The organism is Corynebacterium sp., assembly GCF_022712275.1.
Lineage (GTDB): Bacteria > Actinomycetota > Actinomycetes > Mycobacteriales > Mycobacteriaceae > Corynebacterium.
In genome coordinates this window covers 1-17,977 of sequence record NZ_JALAGU010000008.1, presented here as the reverse complement: position 1 = coordinate 17,977, position 17,977 = coordinate 1, and the positions used below count along the sequence as shown (strand labels likewise).

The 17,977-nt window shown below is 67.3% G+C and carries 14 protein-coding genes; 9 read left to right on the top strand and 5 right to left on the bottom strand.

Translation table 11 applies throughout. The annotated features are described in order from the left end of the window. The first annotated feature begins 7 nt into the window (after nt 1-7). The 3 genes from Q0A27_RS00910 to Q0A27_RS00900 are packed head-to-tail and all read left to right on the top strand — an operon-like array spanning nt 8 to nt 3,404. Nucleotides 8-1,903 (top strand): penicillin-binding transpeptidase domain-containing protein, encoded by a 1,896-nt coding sequence (locus Q0A27_RS00910; protein ID WP_291473205.1) that lies wholly within the window; start codon nt 8-10, stop codon nt 1,901-1,903. An 11-nt stretch (nt 1,904-1,914) separates the two neighbouring features. Then, nucleotides 1,915-2,799 (top strand): type I methionyl aminopeptidase, encoded by an 885-nt coding sequence (gene map / locus Q0A27_RS00905; RefSeq protein WP_291473204.1) that lies wholly within the window; start codon nt 1,915-1,917, stop codon nt 2,797-2,799. Between the two features lie 20 nt (nt 2,800-2,819). Beyond that, a complete protein-coding gene (locus tag Q0A27_RS00900; RefSeq protein ID WP_291473203.1) occupies nt 2,820-3,404 on the top strand; it encodes a carboxymuconolactone decarboxylase family protein in 585 nt (194 codons plus the stop codon). A 50-nt stretch (nt 3,405-3,454) separates the two neighbouring features. On the opposite strand, the gene Q0A27_RS00895 is transcribed toward Q0A27_RS00900, so the two are convergent. Further along, nucleotides 3,455-4,906, bottom strand: coding sequence for a sodium:alanine symporter family protein (locus Q0A27_RS00895; RefSeq protein WP_291473202.1), 1,452 nt, complete (start codon nt 4,904-4,906; stop codon nt 3,455-3,457). A 775-nt stretch (nt 4,907-5,681) separates the two neighbouring features. On the opposite strand from Q0A27_RS00895, the gene Q0A27_RS00890 reads away from it, so the two are divergent. Both Q0A27_RS00890 and Q0A27_RS00885 read left to right on the top strand, forming a co-directional pair. After that, complete coding sequence (locus Q0A27_RS00890) at nt 5,682-6,278, top strand: NINE protein (protein ID WP_291473201.1); 597 nt, start codon at nt 5,682-5,684, stop codon at nt 6,276-6,278. A 100-nt stretch (nt 6,279-6,378) separates the two neighbouring features. Then, a complete protein-coding gene (locus tag Q0A27_RS00885; RefSeq protein WP_291473200.1) occupies nt 6,379-7,038 on the top strand; it encodes a TM2 domain-containing protein in 660 nt (219 codons plus the stop codon). A 19-nt stretch (nt 7,039-7,057) separates the two neighbouring features. Here Q0A27_RS00885 and Q0A27_RS00880 read toward each other — a convergent pair whose 3' ends face one another. The 3 genes from Q0A27_RS00880 to Q0A27_RS00870 all read right to left on the bottom strand — a co-directional run bounded on the left by Q0A27_RS00880 (nt 7,058) and on the right by Q0A27_RS00870 (nt 11,119). Then, nucleotides 7,058-8,077: an ABC transporter substrate-binding protein gene (locus tag Q0A27_RS00880; RefSeq protein ID WP_291473199.1), complete on the bottom strand. Its 1,020-nt coding sequence runs from the start codon at nt 8,075-8,077 to the stop codon at nt 7,058-7,060. A gap of 175 nt (nt 8,078-8,252) precedes the next feature. Beyond that, nucleotides 8,253-9,767: a mannitol dehydrogenase family protein gene (locus Q0A27_RS00875; protein WP_291473198.1), complete on the bottom strand. Its 1,515-nt coding sequence runs from the start codon at nt 9,765-9,767 to the stop codon at nt 8,253-8,255. Then, nucleotides 9,764-11,119, bottom strand: a complete 1,356-nt coding sequence (locus Q0A27_RS00870) for an RbtT/DalT/CsbX family MFS transporter (protein WP_291473197.1) — start codon at nt 11,117-11,119, stop codon at nt 9,764-9,766. Before Q0A27_RS00870 ends, Q0A27_RS00875 begins: the two co-directional genes overlap by 4 nt. 162 nt (nt 11,120-11,281) lie before the next feature. Here Q0A27_RS00870 and Q0A27_RS00865 point away from each other — a divergent pair, with 162 nt between their 5' ends. Next, on the top strand, nt 11,282-12,112 hold the full coding sequence (locus Q0A27_RS00865) for a DeoR/GlpR family DNA-binding transcription regulator (RefSeq protein WP_291473196.1): 831 nt from the start codon (nt 11,282-11,284) through the stop codon (nt 12,110-12,112). Continuing rightward, entirely contained in the window at nt 12,112-13,533 is a 1,422-nt protein-coding gene (gene xylB / locus Q0A27_RS00860) for a xylulokinase (protein WP_291473195.1), read from the top strand. Before Q0A27_RS00865 ends, xylB begins: the two co-directional genes overlap by 1 nt. Nucleotides 13,534-13,587: 54 nt before the next feature. Here xylB and Q0A27_RS00855 read toward each other — a convergent pair whose 3' ends face one another. Then, nucleotides 13,588-14,508 carry an SMP-30/gluconolactonase/LRE family protein gene (locus Q0A27_RS00855; RefSeq protein WP_291473194.1) on the bottom strand — a complete coding sequence of 307 codons (921 nt, stop codon included), beginning with the start codon at nt 14,506-14,508 and terminating at the stop codon, nt 13,588-13,590. A 176-nt stretch (nt 14,509-14,684) separates the two neighbouring features. On the opposite strand from Q0A27_RS00855, the gene Q0A27_RS00850 reads away from it, so the two are divergent. Both Q0A27_RS00850 and Q0A27_RS00845 read left to right on the top strand, forming a co-directional pair. Then, on the top strand, nt 14,685-16,205 hold the full coding sequence (locus tag Q0A27_RS00850; protein WP_291473193.1) for a hypothetical protein: 1,521 nt from the start codon (nt 14,685-14,687) through the stop codon (nt 16,203-16,205). Between the two features lies 1 nt (nt 16,206). Continuing rightward, nucleotides 16,207-17,952: an amidohydrolase gene (locus Q0A27_RS00845; RefSeq protein WP_291473192.1), complete on the top strand. Its 1,746-nt coding sequence runs from the start codon at nt 16,207-16,209 to the stop codon at nt 17,950-17,952. Nucleotides 17,953-17,977 lie beyond the last annotated feature (25 nt).

Below are 17,977 nucleotides of genomic sequence, written 5' to 3'. Positions count from 1 at the left end.
GGTGAGCATGCGCCCTACCCGCTTTCCCCGCCGCAACCGTCGGCGGGCCCGTGCCCTGACGACCACGGTCGCCGCTCCTGTCGCCGCCACCGTCGTCTCTCTGGGACTGGTGGTGAGCCTGGCGTCCTGCACCCCGCGTCCCGATAGTGCCGACGATACCGTCGGTGATTTCCTCCACGCTCTCGAAGACCGCGACGTCGACGGCGCGTCCGGGGCCACGGACGCAACGGAGAACGCGGCGTCCGACATCGACGCCACCTGGAACGGCCTGCAGGCCGAGTCGCTGGACGCCACGCTGCACGATGTCAGCACCGACGGGCAGGTTGCCACCGCGTCCTACACCCTCGACTGGGACCTGCCTGGCGAGCGCGACTTCACCTACGACGCCACCCTCACCGCCACGAAGACCGGTGACGACTGGTCGGTGCGCTGGGTGCCTTCGGTCCTGCACCCCGATCTCGGCAACGGCCAGCACCTTGAACTGCGCAAGGTTGAGGCGACGACCGCCGATGTCGTCGGCTCCGACGGGGCGGTGCTGCTCACCCCGGGGCTGCAGTGGCGGATCAAGGTCGACACCGACAAGTACGACAGCCTCACCGACCTGCAGTCCACCATGCGCAAGATCAACGCCGCCCTTGAATCGGCGCATTCCCGCGACGAGTCGGTGCCGACCATCAACCCCGACGAGGTGGCGAAGGACGCCCGGGTCGAAGGTGGCGTCTACTCCGTCGCCGTCCTCGCCGACCCGGTCGGCACGCAGGTCCGGGACATCCTCGGTGAGGTCGACGGGGTGGAGTTCAACGACGAACCGGCGATGGTGCGCCCGGACCCGGGCTTCGCACCGGACATCATGTCGCGTGTCTCCCAACTTGTCGGTGATGACCTCAAGGGCGACGACGGCTGGGAGATCGTCAAGGCCACCTCGGGTGGTGCTGCGGTCGGCACGGTGGACTCCTCGGCGGCGTCCCCGGCGTCCGCGGTGAAGGTCAGCCTGTCGAAGAAGGTGCAGAATGCCGCGCAGCAGGCGGTGGACACCCGTGCCGAGGACAAGGCGATGATGGTCGTCATGCGTCCGTCGACCGGTGAGATCCTCGCCGTCGCGCAGACCCCGGAGGCGGACAAGGAGGGTGATCTCGCGCTGTCCGGCCAGTACCCGCCGGGCTCGACGTTCAAGATCATCACCGCGGCCGCCGGTGTGGCGGAGCAGGGCCTGGACCAGGGGACGATTGTCGGCTGCCCGTCGACGTTGAACCTCTACGGCCGCAACGTCACCAACTACAACGGGTTCTCCCTGGGGAACACCACACTGTCCAACGCCTTCGCGCAGTCGTGCAACACCACTTTCGCCGAGGTCTCCACGAACCTGCCCGAGGGCAAGCTCAAGGAGACCGCCGAGGGCTTCGGCCTGGGCCGCGACTACGAGATCCCCGGGCTGACCACGATCACCGGGTCCGTGCCCGAGGGGGAGACTCCCCTGGACCGCACCGAGGCCGGCTACGGCCAGGGCCTCGACCTGGCCAGCCCTTTCGGCATGGCCCTGGTCTCGGCCACCGCCGCCAACGGCAGCACTCCGGTCCCGACGTTGCTGCAGACCGAGGCGGGTGCGACGAAGGACGCCGACGGGAAGGACGCCAAGCCCGGTGAACCCCTCGACCCGGTGGTGCTGGACAACCTGCGGTCCATGATGCGCGCCGTGGTGACCAGCGGTTCCGGTTCGGCGATCTCCGGGTCCGGCGAGATCTACGCCAAGACCGGTGAGGCGGAGTTCAACGGCGGTTCCCACGCCTGGTTCACCGGCTACCGGGATGACCTGGCTTTCGCCACCCTCATCGTCGGCGGCGGTGGATCCGAGCATTCGGTCGAGGTGACCCGGCAGTTCTTCGCCGCACTCGACGGCGAGTAGGCTCGGTGCCCATGACTAGAGCACCACTGACCCCCGGCGTCCCCACCCCTGTCCGTACCGTTCCCTCGGGCATCGAGCGGCCCGAGTACGCCTGGAAGGACGAGGTGCAGGAGAACGTCGGTGAGCCGTGGGTGCAGACCCCCGAGGTCGTCGAGGCGATGCGTGAATCCTCGAAGATCGCCGCGGACGCCCTGTCTGCCGCAGGTGCCGCCGTCGCCCCCGGTGTGACCACCGACGAGATCGACCGGATCGCCCACGAGTACATGTGCGACCACGGCGCCTACCCCTCCACTCTGGGCTACCGGCACTTCCCGAAGTCCGTGTGCACCAGCCTCAATGAGATCGTCTGCCACGGAATCCCGGATTCCACGGTGATCCAGGACGGCGACATCGTCAACATCGACATCACCGCCTACAAGAACGGTGTGCACGGCGACACCTCCGCCATGTTCACCGCCGGTGAGGTCTCCGAGGAACACCAGCTGCTCGTTGACCGGACCTACACCGCCATGTGGCGTGGCATCAAGGCCGTGAAACCGGGACGCGAGGTCAGCATCATCGGCCGCGTCATCGAGGCCTACGCCAAGCGCTTCGGCTACAACGTGGTCCGCGACTTCACCGGACACGGTGTGGGCCCGACCTTCCACAACGGACTGATCATCGTCCACCACGACGAAGAGGCGTACAACACCGTCCTGGAGCCGGGGATGACGCTGACCATCGAGCCGATGTTCAACCTCGGCGCTCTGGACTACACCATCTGGGACGACGACTGGACCGTGCAGAACACGGACCACAAGTGGACCGCCCAGTGGGAGCACACCATGGTCGTCACCGAGGACGGCGTGGACGTGCTCACCCTGCGCGAGGGGGAGAAAGACCAGACGAAGAAGTAAGTCTCCGGTAGCGTCGGGGCATGACTGTTTCACGGGATGAGCCACGACGTCCAGGGGAGAAGCGGCCGGGGCTGCGTGAACTCGGACCACTGAACTACGCCGTCGAGCGGATCGGGGCGAGGGTCCAGGGCAGGAAGTCCCTCGGAGTCTTCGCCACCATCGGCCGGGTGCGGCGCATGCTGCCACCGTGGCTGGCGTACTCGGCGACGATGATGCCCTTCGGGGCGCTCGGTCGGGCGGAGTCGGAGCTGGTGATCCTGCGGGTCGCCGCGCTGAAGGGCAACTCCGGTGGTGACTACGAGATGGACCACCACACCGCACTGGGGAAGAAGGCGGGGCTGATCGAGGGGGACATCGCCGCGGCGACCAGGATCGACGAGGGCTGGGAACCGGGACGTCACGGATTCCACGGTCGACGCGGAGCGATGCTCGACGTCGCCGACGAGATCGTCCAGTTCGGGGATGTCTCCGACCCGGCGTGGGGGCGCCTGGCATCCTTCCTCAGTGACCGGGAATGCGTGGCACTGGTGATGCTGGTGACGAACTACGCGGGTCTGGCCACCGCGCTGACCGTGCTGCGCACCCCGGTCGACGAGAGGCGGTGACCGGGAAACCCGGTCACCGCCTCTCAGATTCTGGCGTCAGTTGTTGACGGTCAGCGCATCGACTGGTTGTCCATGGCACTGTGCATCGACCAGGTGGACTTGGAGTCGATGAGGAACTTCTCGACATCCTTGGCGGACGCCTTGAGCTCCGGGTCGAAGTCCAGGTAGGCCTTGGTTTCGCGGGCGATGAGTCCGGAGAGGATGATCAGACCGATGAGGTTCGGCAGTGCCATGAGGCCGTTGGCGAGGTCGGAGAAGGTCCAGGCCATGTCGAGTTCCATGGTGGCACCGACGACGACCACGCAGGTGAAGATCGCACGGTAGGGGACCGTGGCGTGGGAACCGAAGATGCGCTGGGCGTTGCGCTCACCGTAGTAGGACCAGCCGAGGATCGTGGAGAAGGCGAAGAAGACGATGGAGATGGTCACGATGTGGCCACCCCAGTCGCCGGGGAGGGCCTCCTTGAATGCGTCGGAGGTCATCAGGCCGGCGCGGTCCTCGCCCTGATCCCAGACACCGGAGCTGATGATGACCAGACCGGTGAAGGAGACGACGATGATGGTGTCGATGAAGGTCTGGGTCATGGAGACCAGGCCCTGGCGGACCGGGTGAGTGGTCTTCGCGGCCGCGGCGGCGACAGCGGCGGAACCCATGCCGGACTCGTTGGAGAAGATACCGCGGGCGACACCCATCTGGAGGGCCAGGAGGATGCCGGAGCCGACGAATCCACCGACCGCGGAGGTCCCAGAGAAAGCGTCGGAGAAGATCAGGCCGAAGGCGTGGGGGATCTCGCCGGCGTTGATGCACAGCACCACGATGCCGCCGATGATGTAGATGACGATCATCAGCGGGACGAACGCCGAGGTGACCTTGCCGATGGACTGGATTCCGCCGAGCAGGACAGCACCGATGAAGATGAACATGATGATGCCGGAGACCGTCGGGTCGATGTCGAAGGACTCCTCCAGGTTCGCGGAGACCGCGTTGGCCTGGGTCATGTTGCCGATACCGAAGGACGCGATGACCGCGGCGATGGCGAAGAACCAGGCGAGAAACTTGCCGAGGGGACCCTTGATGCCGCGCTCGAGGTAGCGCTGCGGGCCGCCGGACATGTTGCCCTTGGCGTCCGCGATGCGGTACCGGACACCGAGGAACGCCTCGGAGTACTTGGACGCCATGCCGAGCAGACCGGTGATCCACATCCAGAACAGGGCGCCGGGGCCACCGATCGAGATCGCCGTGGCGACACCGACGATATTGCCCACGCCCACGGTGGCGGCCAGGGCGGTGGTCAGAGCCTGGTACTGGGAGATGTCACCTTCGCCGCCGTCGTCGTTGCGGTCGAGGAGGCCGAGTCGGAGGGCAGGGAAGAGCTTTCGGAACTGCACCCCCCTCAGCCGGATGGTGAGGATGAGGCCGGTGCCGAGCAGCAGGGGGATGAGGAACCAGGGGCCCCAGACAAAGGAGTCGGCGTCGCCGAGCCAGTCATTGAGTGTGTCCATGAGCAGACAGCGTATAGGGCGTTCGCGCGGTAAGGAGCGTACACCTGTTAAAAACATGGAAATTCTGTCAGTTCGCTGGCAGTGGGAGTTTTCCGGCGGGGAGACGGGGGATGGTCCGGGGGTGAGACGGTGTCACTTTCATAAATGACTATGTGGTAATAACTGTGTCCAATGCCGCTCTGCACTGAGGGGGAGATATGTGTAGACTGTTTCTTGAGTGCCTGGCTCGTGAGGTCGGGTGGCTCCTTTCGGATGATTCCTTGGTAGGGGGTTGACGAATGTGGAGAGAGGGTCGGGTTTCCCGGCCCTCTCTTCTTCGGTTGTCGCCCGGCGGCGACGGGGGTCAACGACGGGGGTCAACGGGGCTACACGACAGAGTGTGCGTCTTTTCCCGCTGTGTCGCGGGGCCCGGTCTGGTAGACCGGACAGTCGGCGGTGGTCCGTGCAGCAGGGCAGGTTCTCCGGTCGGCCGGAGCCCGCTGAGACGATGAGCATCTCTGCCGCTGTTCGCGCACCTCTGCCACCCTCTTCATGTTCGGTTGTAGTGGCGGGAAGTCGCTCTGGGTCGATCTGGGCGACCTGTCGGCACTACAACTGAACCGGGTAGGGCCAGTTCCCGAGCACCTCGTGATGACGGTGGATCCGTCATCTGCGATCAGTCAGCAGAGGTTGACGTGGCGCTGACTCTCAGCGGAAGTCCGGGACGCTAAGCTACAGGTCAATCGCGCCGGCCTCCCCCCCCCATCGGCCGGTGCCGGACCACAGGAGGAACCGCGTGACCGATCCGGGCACCTGGAACAGCAGTGACGGTCGGCCGGCCGACGACGGTGGCCAGGCAGGCCAGGCAGGCCAGTACCCGCAGTACGGTCAGTATCCGGAGCAGCCGGCCTACGGGCAGTACCCGCCGCAGGGCGTCCCCGCCGGTTACCCGCCCTATGCCCCGAATGCCCCGTACGGCCAGTATCCCCAGTACGCTGCAGCCCCGGCCTACGGCATGTACCCGGGGCACCCCGGCTTCTCAGAGAAGTCGAAGACCACTGCCGCGGTGCTGGCGTTCTTCCTCGGCTGGGCCGGCGGACACAACTTCTATCTCCGCAAGAACGGCAAGGCCCTGGCCCAGCTGCTGCTGGTGATCCTCGGCTGGATCTTCATCGTCGTCGGCATCATCCTCGCCGCGAACTACGACACCGGCTCCTCCTACTATTACGACAACGGCAACGAAGCTCTCTTCGCCATGGGCCTCATCATGATCTTCGGGACGCTCTACGTCCTGTTCCCCGCGATCGGCATCTGGGCTTTCGTCGAGTTCATCCTCATCCTCACCGGATCGGCCGGGTACGCCACCGACGACAAGGGTCTTGTGCTGCGTTAGACGATGCTGGCCCAGGGGGGCGGTGCCATCCGTTACGATGAGCGGGCACATCGCACGTTTCCCGCCGCAGTGAACCCACGTGACCCCAGAGGAGCCCACCGTGACTGATCCAGGACCGTCGACCAACCGGGACGACGAGCAGTTCCCGCAGTCGCCCTTCTCCGACGAGTTCGAGAAGGTGCAGAACGAGGGGGGCTTCCAGGCTGACCAGCAGTCCGGTAACCCCGGCGGTTATCCGCAGCAGGCCGGCTATCCCCAGCAGGGTGCCTACCCGCAGAACGCCTACGTCGTTCCCGGCTACGCACAGCCCGGGTACCCCGGTGGCGCGTACCCCGCTCAGGGCTACGCGGGGCCCGGTTTCCCACCGAATGTCCCGGTCTCCCCGAAGACGAAGATCGTCGGCGCGTTGCTGGCGTTCTTCCTCGGCAGCCTCGGTGCCCACAACTTCTACTTCGGCAAGACGGGCAAGTCCGTCGCCCAGCTGGTCATGACCGTGGTGGGCTGGGTCGGCCTCATCGTCGGTTTCGTCTGTATCGGCGCCGGTATCGACGCCAACAGTGACTGGGTCACCACGTCCTCCGGCTACGGCTACTACCGCTACGACGACAATGACGGCCTCATCGGCCTCGGTGTCGTGCTGCTTATCGCCGCCGGACTCCTCATCACCGCCGTGGCGATCTGGGCGTTCGTCGAGTTCATCATGATTCTCTCCGGTGCGCGCACCTACCAGTTCGACCAGGAAGGACGCCTCGTCCAGTAACCAGGAAGAGGCCTGGGGCTCAGGCCTCCGCCGCGATCTTCAGCTGGTCCTTGATGGTGTCCAGCAGCCAGGCGTTGGACAGCGAGGAGGGGATGTTCAGCGCGGCCATGACCGACTTGTCGTCCTCGACGACGGCACCGGACTCGACCTGGGGCAGTTTGTCGTAGCCGGCGATCGCGCGGATCTTGTCCATGCCCTCGGTGGCGTACATGCCCATGAAGTCGGCGGAGAGGTCATCGACCCGCTCGTAGGAGATCATCACACGGCCGTTCTCGACCTGCAGGGTTCCGTCGGTGAAGGCCTCGGGCAGCGTCATGCCGAGCCGGGAGTAGAAGCTGTTGGCGATATTGTCCGGGTCGGCGATGACGCCGAACTGGCCACCACGGTCCTGGACGGTCAGGGCGGTCTTGCCCTCGAGTCCGGAGAGCTCTTCACGGGCATCGGCGAAAGCCTGCTCATCGTCGTCGATGACCTGCTGTGCCTCGTCCTCCTTCTGGTAGATCTTGCCGAGCGCCTGCAGCTGCGGTTCCCAGTCTGCGGTCTGGTCGATACCGGGCAGGACCGGGGAGACGTCCTTCAGTGCGTCGTACGCCTCCTCGGGAATGCGGTAGAGGTCGCCGACGATGAGGTCGGGTTCGAGCGCGGCGATCTCCTCCAGCGGGACGTTCTGGTCCGACAGGGGGATACGCTCTACGTCTTCGAGCTGGTCGTTCTTCCAGGCGGCGTCCTTGTCATCGGGGCGTTCGACGATGGCGTCCGGGGTGATGCCGAGGGCGAGGAGGTTGTCGACGGCGGTGCCGATGGCGACGACGGTCTCCGGGTTGGTGGGGTAGGTGTCTTCGCCGTAGACGTGGCTGATGGTGACCTCGGAGGCGTCGTTGCCGGAATCAGCGTCGGCAGAGGTGTTGGAGCTGGAGTCGCTGTCGTCGTCGGAGGAACAGCCGGCGATGACGAGGCTGGCGGCGACGACGACGGCGGTGAGGCCGGTGCGCGGGGAGCGTAGCGGACTGGTCGAGCGGGCGAGGGAGCGGAGAAGCACGGAGATCCTTCGTGGGTTTTCAGTGTGGGGAGGGCATGGACAGAACGTTCATGGGGAAGATCGGGAAGCGTTGGATAAGGAAATGCTTCCTTCACTTTCGGGTGGTGACCGTTCCTGAACGTACTACCGGGGCCGCCGGTCACACAAGGATGAACACTGTGCACTTCCTCACTGTCTAGCTTCCCAGCAGCATGTCCAGCGTCGCCTCCGCTCCGTCGGTGTGCAGCGATGCCAGTGTCCGGGTGTACGTCGCAGTGAAGTCGGGGGAATCCACCAGATCGCCGAAAACCTCACGGTCGCGCAGGAATGCCAGTGCGTCCTCGTGGTTGTGGGACGCGGACGCCGTGAGACGGTCGGCCATCCGGTCGACCACCGTGATGGGCCTGCCCTGCTCGTCGGTGCCCTCGGCATAGCGCGCCCAGGAGGCGACGATCGCCGCGGAGAGGTCGACGGGGCGTCCTGCAGCGAGGTTCTCCCGGATGACCGGCAGCAGCCACTTCGGGATCCGGTCGGAGCTCTCGGCGCACAGCCGCGCGACCGTGTCCTTCACCGCGACATTGCCGAACCGGGCGATGAGGGTGTGTCGGTAGGCGTCCAGGTCCACCCCGGGCAGCGGACGCAGTGTGGGGGTCGCCTCATTCTCCATGTACGCTAGCAGGAACCGTGCGAAGCGGGGATCCGCCATCACCTCGTGGACCATCCGGTGCCCGGCGAGGTGACCGAAGTAGCAGAGACCCTGGTGGGAGGCGTTGAGCAGCCGGAGCTTCATCAGTTCGTAGGGGACGACGTCCTCGACGACCTCGACCCCGACCTTCTCAAAGGGGGGACGCCCCGCGGTGAAACGGTCCTCCAGCACCCACTGGGTGAAGTCCTCGGACACCACCGGCCAGGCATCCGTGTACCCGTGTCCGGCGACGTCGGCGCGGTCGGCGTCGGTGGTCTCCGGGGTGATCCGGTCGACCATGGAGTTGGGGAAGACGACGTTCTCTTCGATCCAGGTCGCCAGCTCCGCGTCCACGGACGCCGCGAAGGCGAGGAAGGTGCGGTGGGCCACCTCTCCGTTGCCCTGGATGTTGTCGCAGCTCATGACGGTGAACGGCGGAATCCCTGCGGCGCGGCGTACGGCCAGGGCGGCGGTGACGAGCCCGAAGAAGGTCCGCAGGTCACTGTGGCGTCCGGCCTGCAGTTCGGCCCGGTCGTGGGCGATGTGCTCCGAGGTGTGGAGGAACTCGCCGGTGACGTGGTCGATGTTGTATCCGCCCTCGGTGACGGTGAGGCTGACGATGCGGATCTGCGGGTCGGCGAGCAGGTTGACGGCGGCGGCCGGGTCGTCCGGAGCGAAGACGTAGTCGATGATGCTGCCGATGACCCGGGCGTCCTCGATGCCGTCCGGTGCTTTGGTTGTCAGGGTGTAGAGGTGGTCCTGGCCGGCGAGGGCATCGCGCATGCGGACATCGGAGGGCATGACGCCCAGGCCGACGATGCCCCAGTCCAGTGCCTGGCCCTGGTTCATCAGTCGGTCGAGGTACATCGCCTGGTGGGCCCGGTGGAACCCGCCGACGCCGATGTGGACGATGCCCGGGGTGACGGCGGCCCGGTCGTAGGCGGGGACGGCCGCCCCGGTCGCGGCGACGGCGTCCAGGGTCGCGGTGCCGAGGTGGGGGAGGGTGGAGGTGGTCGGGGTGCTCACTGGATGTTCTCCTTGTCGGGTGCGGATGAGGGTTCGGATGCGGAGGTGGATTCGGATGCGTGGGCGACGCGGACGGGGGTGCCGTCGAAGCCGGGCTGGGTGCCCTTGAGACGGGTCGACATCCAGGCGGACACGAAGTAGAGGCCGATCATGATGACGGTGAGTCCGGTGGGGCCGACGAGCGGCAGGAAGACAGCGACGAGCAGGGGGCCGACGGCCACCGCCGCGCCGACGCCGAGGTTGTAGGTCGCCATCGCGGCACCCGGGTGCTCGGGATCCAGGGAGATGGCGATGGCGGACAGCGGGACATACCCGGCCAGTCCGATACCGAAGACAGCGCCGAAGGCGAGGGTGATGCCGTAGGTCACCGGATCGGGCAGCCCGAGCGCCTGGCCGACGAGCGGAGTGAAGTAGACCAGCCCGAGTGCGACGGCGCAGAGCACCGCGCCGCACCAGAACATGGTGCGCGCCCAGCCGTAGCGGTCACCGATGCGTCCGAACAGCGGGTTGAAGGGGAGGTTCACCGCGTAGATCACCGTGGTGAGGATGAGGAACCATCCGAGTCGCCAGCCGAGATCGTCGGTGAAGTAGGCGGGGAAGAAGACCGCCATGGCGTAGGTCGGCACCGAGTTGATGGTGCGGATCGCGGTGACATAGCGGAAGCGGGAGTCGGTGACCAGCAGGCGGACGCCACGTGAGAGCGTCGCGCTGACCTCCTCGGGGTTGTCGACCAGTGGACGGCGTCCACGGGGTTCGCGGACCCCGACGAAGACGATGGTGGAGCCGACCAGGACAAGGACCAGAGAGACCCAGAGGGTCTGGTAGAAGTCCAGGTCGATGACATTGAGCGAGATGGTGGCGACGAGGGCGCCGAGGGTCGGCAGGCCGGCGGAGAAGGCGACATAGAACCAGCCGACGCCGGTGGCCCGGTCCTCGGGGCGGGCCACGGCACTGATCCAGACGAGGAAACCGTAGGCGAAGAGCGGATAGCCGAAGCCGCGGAGTCCGTAGGTGATGAAGATCAGCGGGGCATTCGAGGTGGTCAGGGCGACGAGCAGGAAGGTGAGTTCCAGGACCACCCAGACGACCGCGCCGAGGGCCATCACGCGGCGTGGACCCCAGAGGTCGGAGAGCGCGGCGGCGAAGAAGGCGGCGATCGCGACGGCGATGCCGTAGACGGTGACGAGGGTGCCGACCCGGGAGGTCGAGAAGCCGTGGTCGTCGCGGAGGAAGGGTTCGAGGATGTTGGTCTCGACCCCGTCGCCGATCATGAACAGGGTGAGGCCGATGAATCCCCAGATGAGGGCGCGGGGTATGCCGAGCCGGTCGAGGAGGGGCTGTGGTGAGGTCATGTGTTCTCCTGTGCTCCAGGGGAGGGTATGGGGCGCACGTCACAACTTTTGGTGCGCAATGCGGCTAAATGTACCGCGTATGTGTGGAAAAGTCACGCAAAATCACATGGTTATGTTGAAAAGTGAGGTCAGATCACATGGCGCCGTGGTAGCGTGTACCCCATGTCACAACCCGCCAGCGTCGCCGGGCCCGACCGACGACGGGAGAACATCGTCGCCTACGTCACCCGGCACGGCACCGCCCGCATCGAGGAACTCGCCCGGCACTTCGACGTCAGCCAGATGACCGTCCACCGAGACCTCGACACCCTCGCCGCAGACCATCTGCTGGAGCGGGTCCGCGGCGGAGCGCGCTCGGTCAGCCCCTCGATGAGTGAGCTGGCGGTCGGCCAGCGCCGCCAACTACGCCGGGACACCAAGACGGCGCTGTGCACCCGGGCCGCCGAACTCATCGGGGAGGGCGACGTGGTCGCCGTCGATGACTCGACCACCCTCGAACCGCTCGTCGGCCTGCTTCCGGACCGGCACCCCTCGGCGCTGATCACCCACTCCCTGGCCGCGATGTACAACCACACCCGCCGCAGCGGCGTCACCGGGATCCGCCTCATCGCCTGCGGCGGACAGTACATCCCGGAGACCGATTCCTTCCTCGGGGCCGGCACCAATGAGCAGCTCTGCCAGCTGTCCGCCGACATCACCTTCGTCTCGACGACCTCGTTGCGCGCCACCGCCGACGGCACCGCCCTGTTCCACCCCGACGTCGAGGCCGCGGACACCAAGCGCGCCCTCGTGGCACTGGGCCTGGTCAAGGTCCTGCTCGTCGACGCGACGAAGTTCGACGCCCCGGGACTGTTCAAGGTCGCCGATCTCAGCGACTTCGACCACATCGTCGCCGACGCGGACACCTCCGAGGCCGACCGGGAACGGCTGCGGGCGTCCGGCGCGAACGTCCACATCGTCGGGGACACCGACACCACCGGAAAGGAACTCTGATGGCATTCGTCCTGGGAATCGACAGCTCCACCCAGTCCTGCAAGGCGCTGCTCGTCGACGCCGCCACCGGCGAGGTCGTAGGTGAGGGTCGCGCCACCCATCCCGAGGGCACGGAGGTCGATCCCCGGGCCTGGATTGACGCGATGCAGACCGCCACCGCCGGACTGCTGGAGAAGGCGGACGCCGTCGCCGTCGCCGGCCAGCAGCACGGCATGGTCGCCCTGGACGGGTCAGGCGAGGTCGTGCGGGACGCCCTGCTGTGGAACGACACCCGGTCCGCCCGCGCCGCCGAGGAGCTCATCGAGGAGCTCGGTGGGCCTGCGGCCTGCGTCGATCTCACGGGCAGTCGCTACGTAGCCTCGATCACCGCGACGAAACTGCGGTGGATGCGGGACCACGAGCCGGAGAATGCCGCCCGCACCGCCTCGGTCCTGCTGCCGCACGACTACCTCACGCGATTCCTGTCCGGTGGGCTGGTCACCGCGACCGATCACGGGGAGGCGTCCGGAACCGGGTACTACAGCACCCGGGAGCGCCGGTGGCTGCCGGAGCTCGCCGAGAGTGCCCTGGGGCATCCCGTCGACCTGCCGTACCTCGCCGCGCCGAACGAGGCATTGGGCACTGTCGCGGCGTCGGTGTGTGCCGGGGCTGCGGCGCGGGGGACAGTTATCGCGCCGGGCACGGGGGACAACCAGGGCGCGGCCCTCGGTCTGGGGCTCGGTCCCGGGGACGTGTGTGTCTCCATCGGGACCTCCGGGGTGGCGTCTGCGGTGGTTGAGGACAGTGTCCACGATTCCGCCGGCGTGGTCACCGGCTTCGCCGACGCCTCGGGGAGGTACCTGCCGCTGGTCGCGACGTTGAATGCGGCCCGCGTCCTTGATCTGGGACGCCGCCTGCTGGGCGTGGACTGGGAGGAGTTCGACCGGCTGGCGCTGGACGCCGCTCCCGGCGCCGGTGGTCTTGTTCTGCAGCCTTACCTCGACGGGGAGCGGACGCCGAACCGACCGGACGCCACCGGCATCATCCAGGGGCTGACCACCGCCACGACCAGGGAGGACTTCGCCCGGATGACGGTCGAGGGGCTGCTCTGCTCGATGAAGGACGCGGTGGAGGCGCTCGTCGGCGCGACGGGGGAGAAGGTGCGCCGCGTACTGCTGATCGGCGGCGGTGCCCGGTCGGCGGCGGTGCGGGCGATCGCCCCTTCGATCTTCGGGGTGGAGGTTCTGGTCCCGGATCCTGCGGAGTACGTGGCCCTGGGTGCCGCCCGTCAGGCGGCGTGGACGCTCTCCGGCGAGGACGCGCCGCCGACCTGGACCGTTCCCGGGACGGCCCCGGCCTCCGCACCGTTCAACGGGCGGACGGTGCGGTCCTACGCCCACCTGCGTACCGCGACGGCGGGGTGGAACTGGGGGTTGGAGTAGGCGGGGGCCTGTTGCAGGCGCATCGGCGCCTGGGGGCCGGGGCCGGGGACCGGTTTACGGACGCCCGCCGTGGGGAGTGGTGATCCGGGCGAGGCGGACCGTGGCCTCCGGAGTCGCTGAGCGCCGCTTCTCGTCGAAGTCGGGTGCGCAGCAGAGGAAGAGGTCCCTGCCGTCGGGCCCGCCGGCCATGCAGGCGAAGACGGGGGAGTCGAGGCTCACGCGCCGGAGGATCTCGCCACCCTCGGCGACGAGCAGGGTAGGGCCACCCAGGGCGTCCGCCACCCATAGGTTGCCGTCGGCGTCCAGACCGCAGCCATCTGCGGAGACCACGGACTGCGCCTCGACGACGTCGAGGTTCCGGTTCTCCGACAGCGGGCCGAAGACCGCCCAGTCGCGGCGCGGGCCCAGCGAACCGTCCTCGAGGATGTCGAAGCTACTGACGCGGTTGCCGAAGGTCTCGTTGACGATGAGGGTCTTACCGTCCGGAGTGATGACGGATCCGTTGGGGAAGTACAGCGGCTCGCTGATGTGCCGGGCCGACCCGTCGGTGTCGACGAGGATGAGCGGGGTGGGGGCGGCGTCCTCCCCGGCCATGAGGTCGAAGCCGAAGTTGCCGACGTAGGCGCGCCCCACCTCGTCGACGACCATGTCGTTGAGCGGGTAGGCGGCCAGGTCGCTGAGGTCGGCATGCTCGACGACGGTGCCGTCGGCCTCGCGGCGCAGGATCTTCCGGTCCTTCATGGACACCACGAGCAGGCGCCCGTCCGGTAGCCAACCCAGGCCCGACGGTTGGGCGGGGACGGTGAGCTCGGTGCGCAGGTCAGCCCCGTCGGCCTCCATCGACAGGACGCGGTGGCTGTAGAAGTCGACGAAGTACCAGCGGCCCCCGTGCCAGCGTGGGCACTCGGTGAAGGTCATGCCGGTGGCGACGGTGGTGGGGGCAGGGTTGTCTGCCGGAGATGTGCTTTCAGTCATGAAATGGAGCGTAGCAGCGTGACGCGTCCAGACAGTGATTCATCCTGCAAGTATCGTGCCTGTCTCGACGGATGCCTCTGGCACGCTGAATTTCACGCAGGGCACGGACGACCCGTGTCCCACCGACAACGAGAGGGGCACACGATGACATTCACGTATCCGGAGGCGACGCCGTCATGAGCGGGGTCATCGCACTCGCGCTCGTCGGAGCACTGTGCAGCGCCGGGGTGCTGCTGCGCCGGTGGGTACCACTGTTCCGGAACAATCTCGTCCCGGCCATCGTCATCGCCGGTGTACTCGGCACGGTCGTCATGAACGCCGGCCTCGGGTCGGCCATCGACGGGGTGGACGCCACCCTGTTCGGCAACATCACCATCGAACTGTTCACCCTGACCTTCATCTCCATCGGGCTCACCGCCGCGCCGGCGTCCCCGGATCCGGACCAGGGGAGTGGAACAACGGGTCGCCGTGGTCGGCGCCGCTTCGTGCCCCAGTCGCCGCTGCTGCGCGGTGCCTGGGCCATGGGCCTGACCTGGGTCGTCCTCTTCGCGGTCCAGGAGCTCATCGGTGTCGGGGTCGTGGCATCCCTCGGCAGCGTGTTCGGCATGCCCGCGGAGTACGGGCTCATGGCCGCGTTCGGCTTCGCCCAGGGGCCGGGCCAGGCCGCGACCTTCGGGGCGATCTTCGCCGACCAGGGCTGGGACCAGGCGGTGAGCGTGGGGCTGACCTTCGCCTCCCTCGGCTTCCTCGCCGCATTCCTCATCGGGGTGCCACTGGCCAAACGCGGAATCTCCCGTGACGCGACGCACCACACGGTGGGAATCACCGGGTTCACGAAGCGGGGACTCCACGGCCCCGGGGACGACGCCGAATCCATGGGCCGGGAAACCACGTTCTCCGGCAGCATCGAGTCCCTCGGCTTCGCCCTGTCCATCGTCGGGGTCTGCTACCTCGGCGCCACAGGTATCTCCGCACTCTTCGGACTGATCCCCGGATTCGTCGGTGAGACGATGAGCGGCATGATGTTCATGAACGGTCTGTTCGCCGCCTATCTGCTGCGCTGGCTGTTGGGCAGGGCCGGGGCCGCCCACATCATCGACCCGGGGCTGCAGCGGCGGATCACCGGTCTGTTCAGCGACTTCACCGTGGTCACCGCGTTCATGGCGGTGCAGCTGTCCGTGGTGGTGGACTGGATCGTCCCGATCCTCGTCGTCACGGTCGTGGTCTCTGCGGTCACCCTACTGATCAGTGTGTACCTCGGGAAGCACTACGGCAGTGACCATGATTTCGAGCGGACTCTCGGGGTCTTCGGCACGGGTACGGGCACAGCTCCGACCGGGCTGGCGCTGGTCCGTATCGTGGACCCGTCACTGCGGACGCCGACCGGCGCGGAGATGGGACTGATGAACCTGCCGGAGCAGGTGGTGTTTCCGGTGGTGATCATCGTCTCGGCGGTCTTCGCAGGGGCACTGTCCACTCCGTTGGCCGTGGTGCTCATCGCCGTGTGTCTGCTCGGCTATCTGCTGCTGGCATACTGGGCCGGGGACTTCGACCGGGCGTCCTACCGTCTCACCGGGACGCCGAAGGACGCTGGAACACCGGAGGCTGTCGCAGACGACGTCCCGGAGACCGGGGTCGACGCGGCATCCACGGTGGGCCGACCGGCCGCCGACACCGCACCGACGGGAGGCAACTGACATGGCGACGCTCTACCACTCCGGCACGGTCATCACGATGGATGAGGACGCTGCGACCGGTGGGGAGGCACCGGCCACCCCGGTGGAGGCCGTGGTCACCGAGGGTGACCGGATCGTCTACGTCGGTGATCTCGTCACGGCCCGGCAGCGGTTCGGGGACGCGGGCAGCGAGGTCGATGAGGTGGACCTGGCGGGGCGTGTCCTGCTGCCGGCATTCATTGACGCCCACGGGCACTTCATGAGCTACGGCAAGGCAGCGCGCCAGGTCGATCTGCGCGACTGTACGGACATCGACGGTATCGTCGACGCGCTGGCCGAACGGCTTGTCGGGCGTCCTGCACAGGATGCCTCGCCGGTGGTCGGTCTGGGCTACGACCACAACAATCTGCCCGGCTACCGGCATCCCACCCGGCACGATCTCGACCGGGTGAGCACCACGGTGCCTGTCATCGCCGTGCACCGCTCCTCGCACATGCTGGTGGTGAACTCGGTGGTGCTGGAACTGGTGGGGATCACGTCCGGAACGCCGGATCCCGACGGCGGCCGGTTCGGTCGAGAGGACGATCGCGTGACCCCGGACGGGTACGTAGAGGAGATCTCCGCGATGCTGGTGCTGGCCGAGGGACTCGCCGCCGCCGGTGGAGACGGGGAGACGGGACCGTCGCTGCTGAGCCCCGGGAGTCCGGGGGACCAGCGGGAGGCGATTCTCACCGCCCAGCGTGAGTACCTTTCCCGAGGCATCACCACGGTGCAGGAGGGCGCGGCCTCGCCCGAGGAGGTGGACGCCCTGATCGCCGCCGGTGAGGACGGTGATCTCGCGTTGGATGTGGTGGCCTACCCGATCGTCACCACCGGTGGGTTGGACGTCCTCGATGCTCATCCCGAGCGCATCGGCAGCTATGAGGGGCGGGTCAGGCTGGGCGGCTGCAAACTGATCCTCGACGGCTCGCCGCAGGCTCGCTCGGCATGGCTGTCGGAACCCTATGAGCCGGAGGAAGAGGTTGCTTCGGGTGGTGGTGCTGAAAGTGAAGCTGCTGCGGACCACCAGCACGAGGAACCGGGACGGTGCCAGTGCGGCTATCCGGCACTGCCGGACGACCAGGTCGGCAGTCTCATCGCCCGCGCGGTGGACAGTGGCTATCAGGTGCTCGCGCACTGCAACGGGGACGCCGCCTCGGAGCAGTTCCTCGACGCCTACGCCCATGTGGCGGAGTCTCATCCGGGGGCGGCGTCACTGCGTCCGGTGATGATCCACGCCCAGACGGTACGCGCCGACCAGCTGGACCGGATGCCGGCACTGGGGATGATCGCATCATTCTTCGTGGGACATGTCTGGTTCTGGGGGGACACCCACCTACGCAACCTCGGGCCCGGGCGTGGTCGGCGGATTTCCCCGGTGCGTTCCGCCCTCGACAGGGGAGTAGCGGTCACCTTCCACCAGGATGCGCCGGTCACCGATCCGGACATGCCGGTCTCGGTTGCAACAGCGGTGACCAGGCGGAGTTCGCGGGGCACACTTGTCGGCCCGGAGCAGTCGGTGGACCGTTACGAGGCGTTGCGCGCGGTGACCAGCGCAGCTGCGTACCAGTACGGCGAGGAAGCGGACAAAGGCAGGATCCGCGCCGGGCTGCGGGCCGACCTCATCGTTGTCGACCGGGACCCGCTGACCTGTGCGCACGAGGATCTGGCGGGGCTGACGGTGCTGTCGACGGTGAAGGACGGGGTGGAGGTGTACCGGCAGGGGTAGGTGTGGCTGGGGTGGGGTGTTGAGG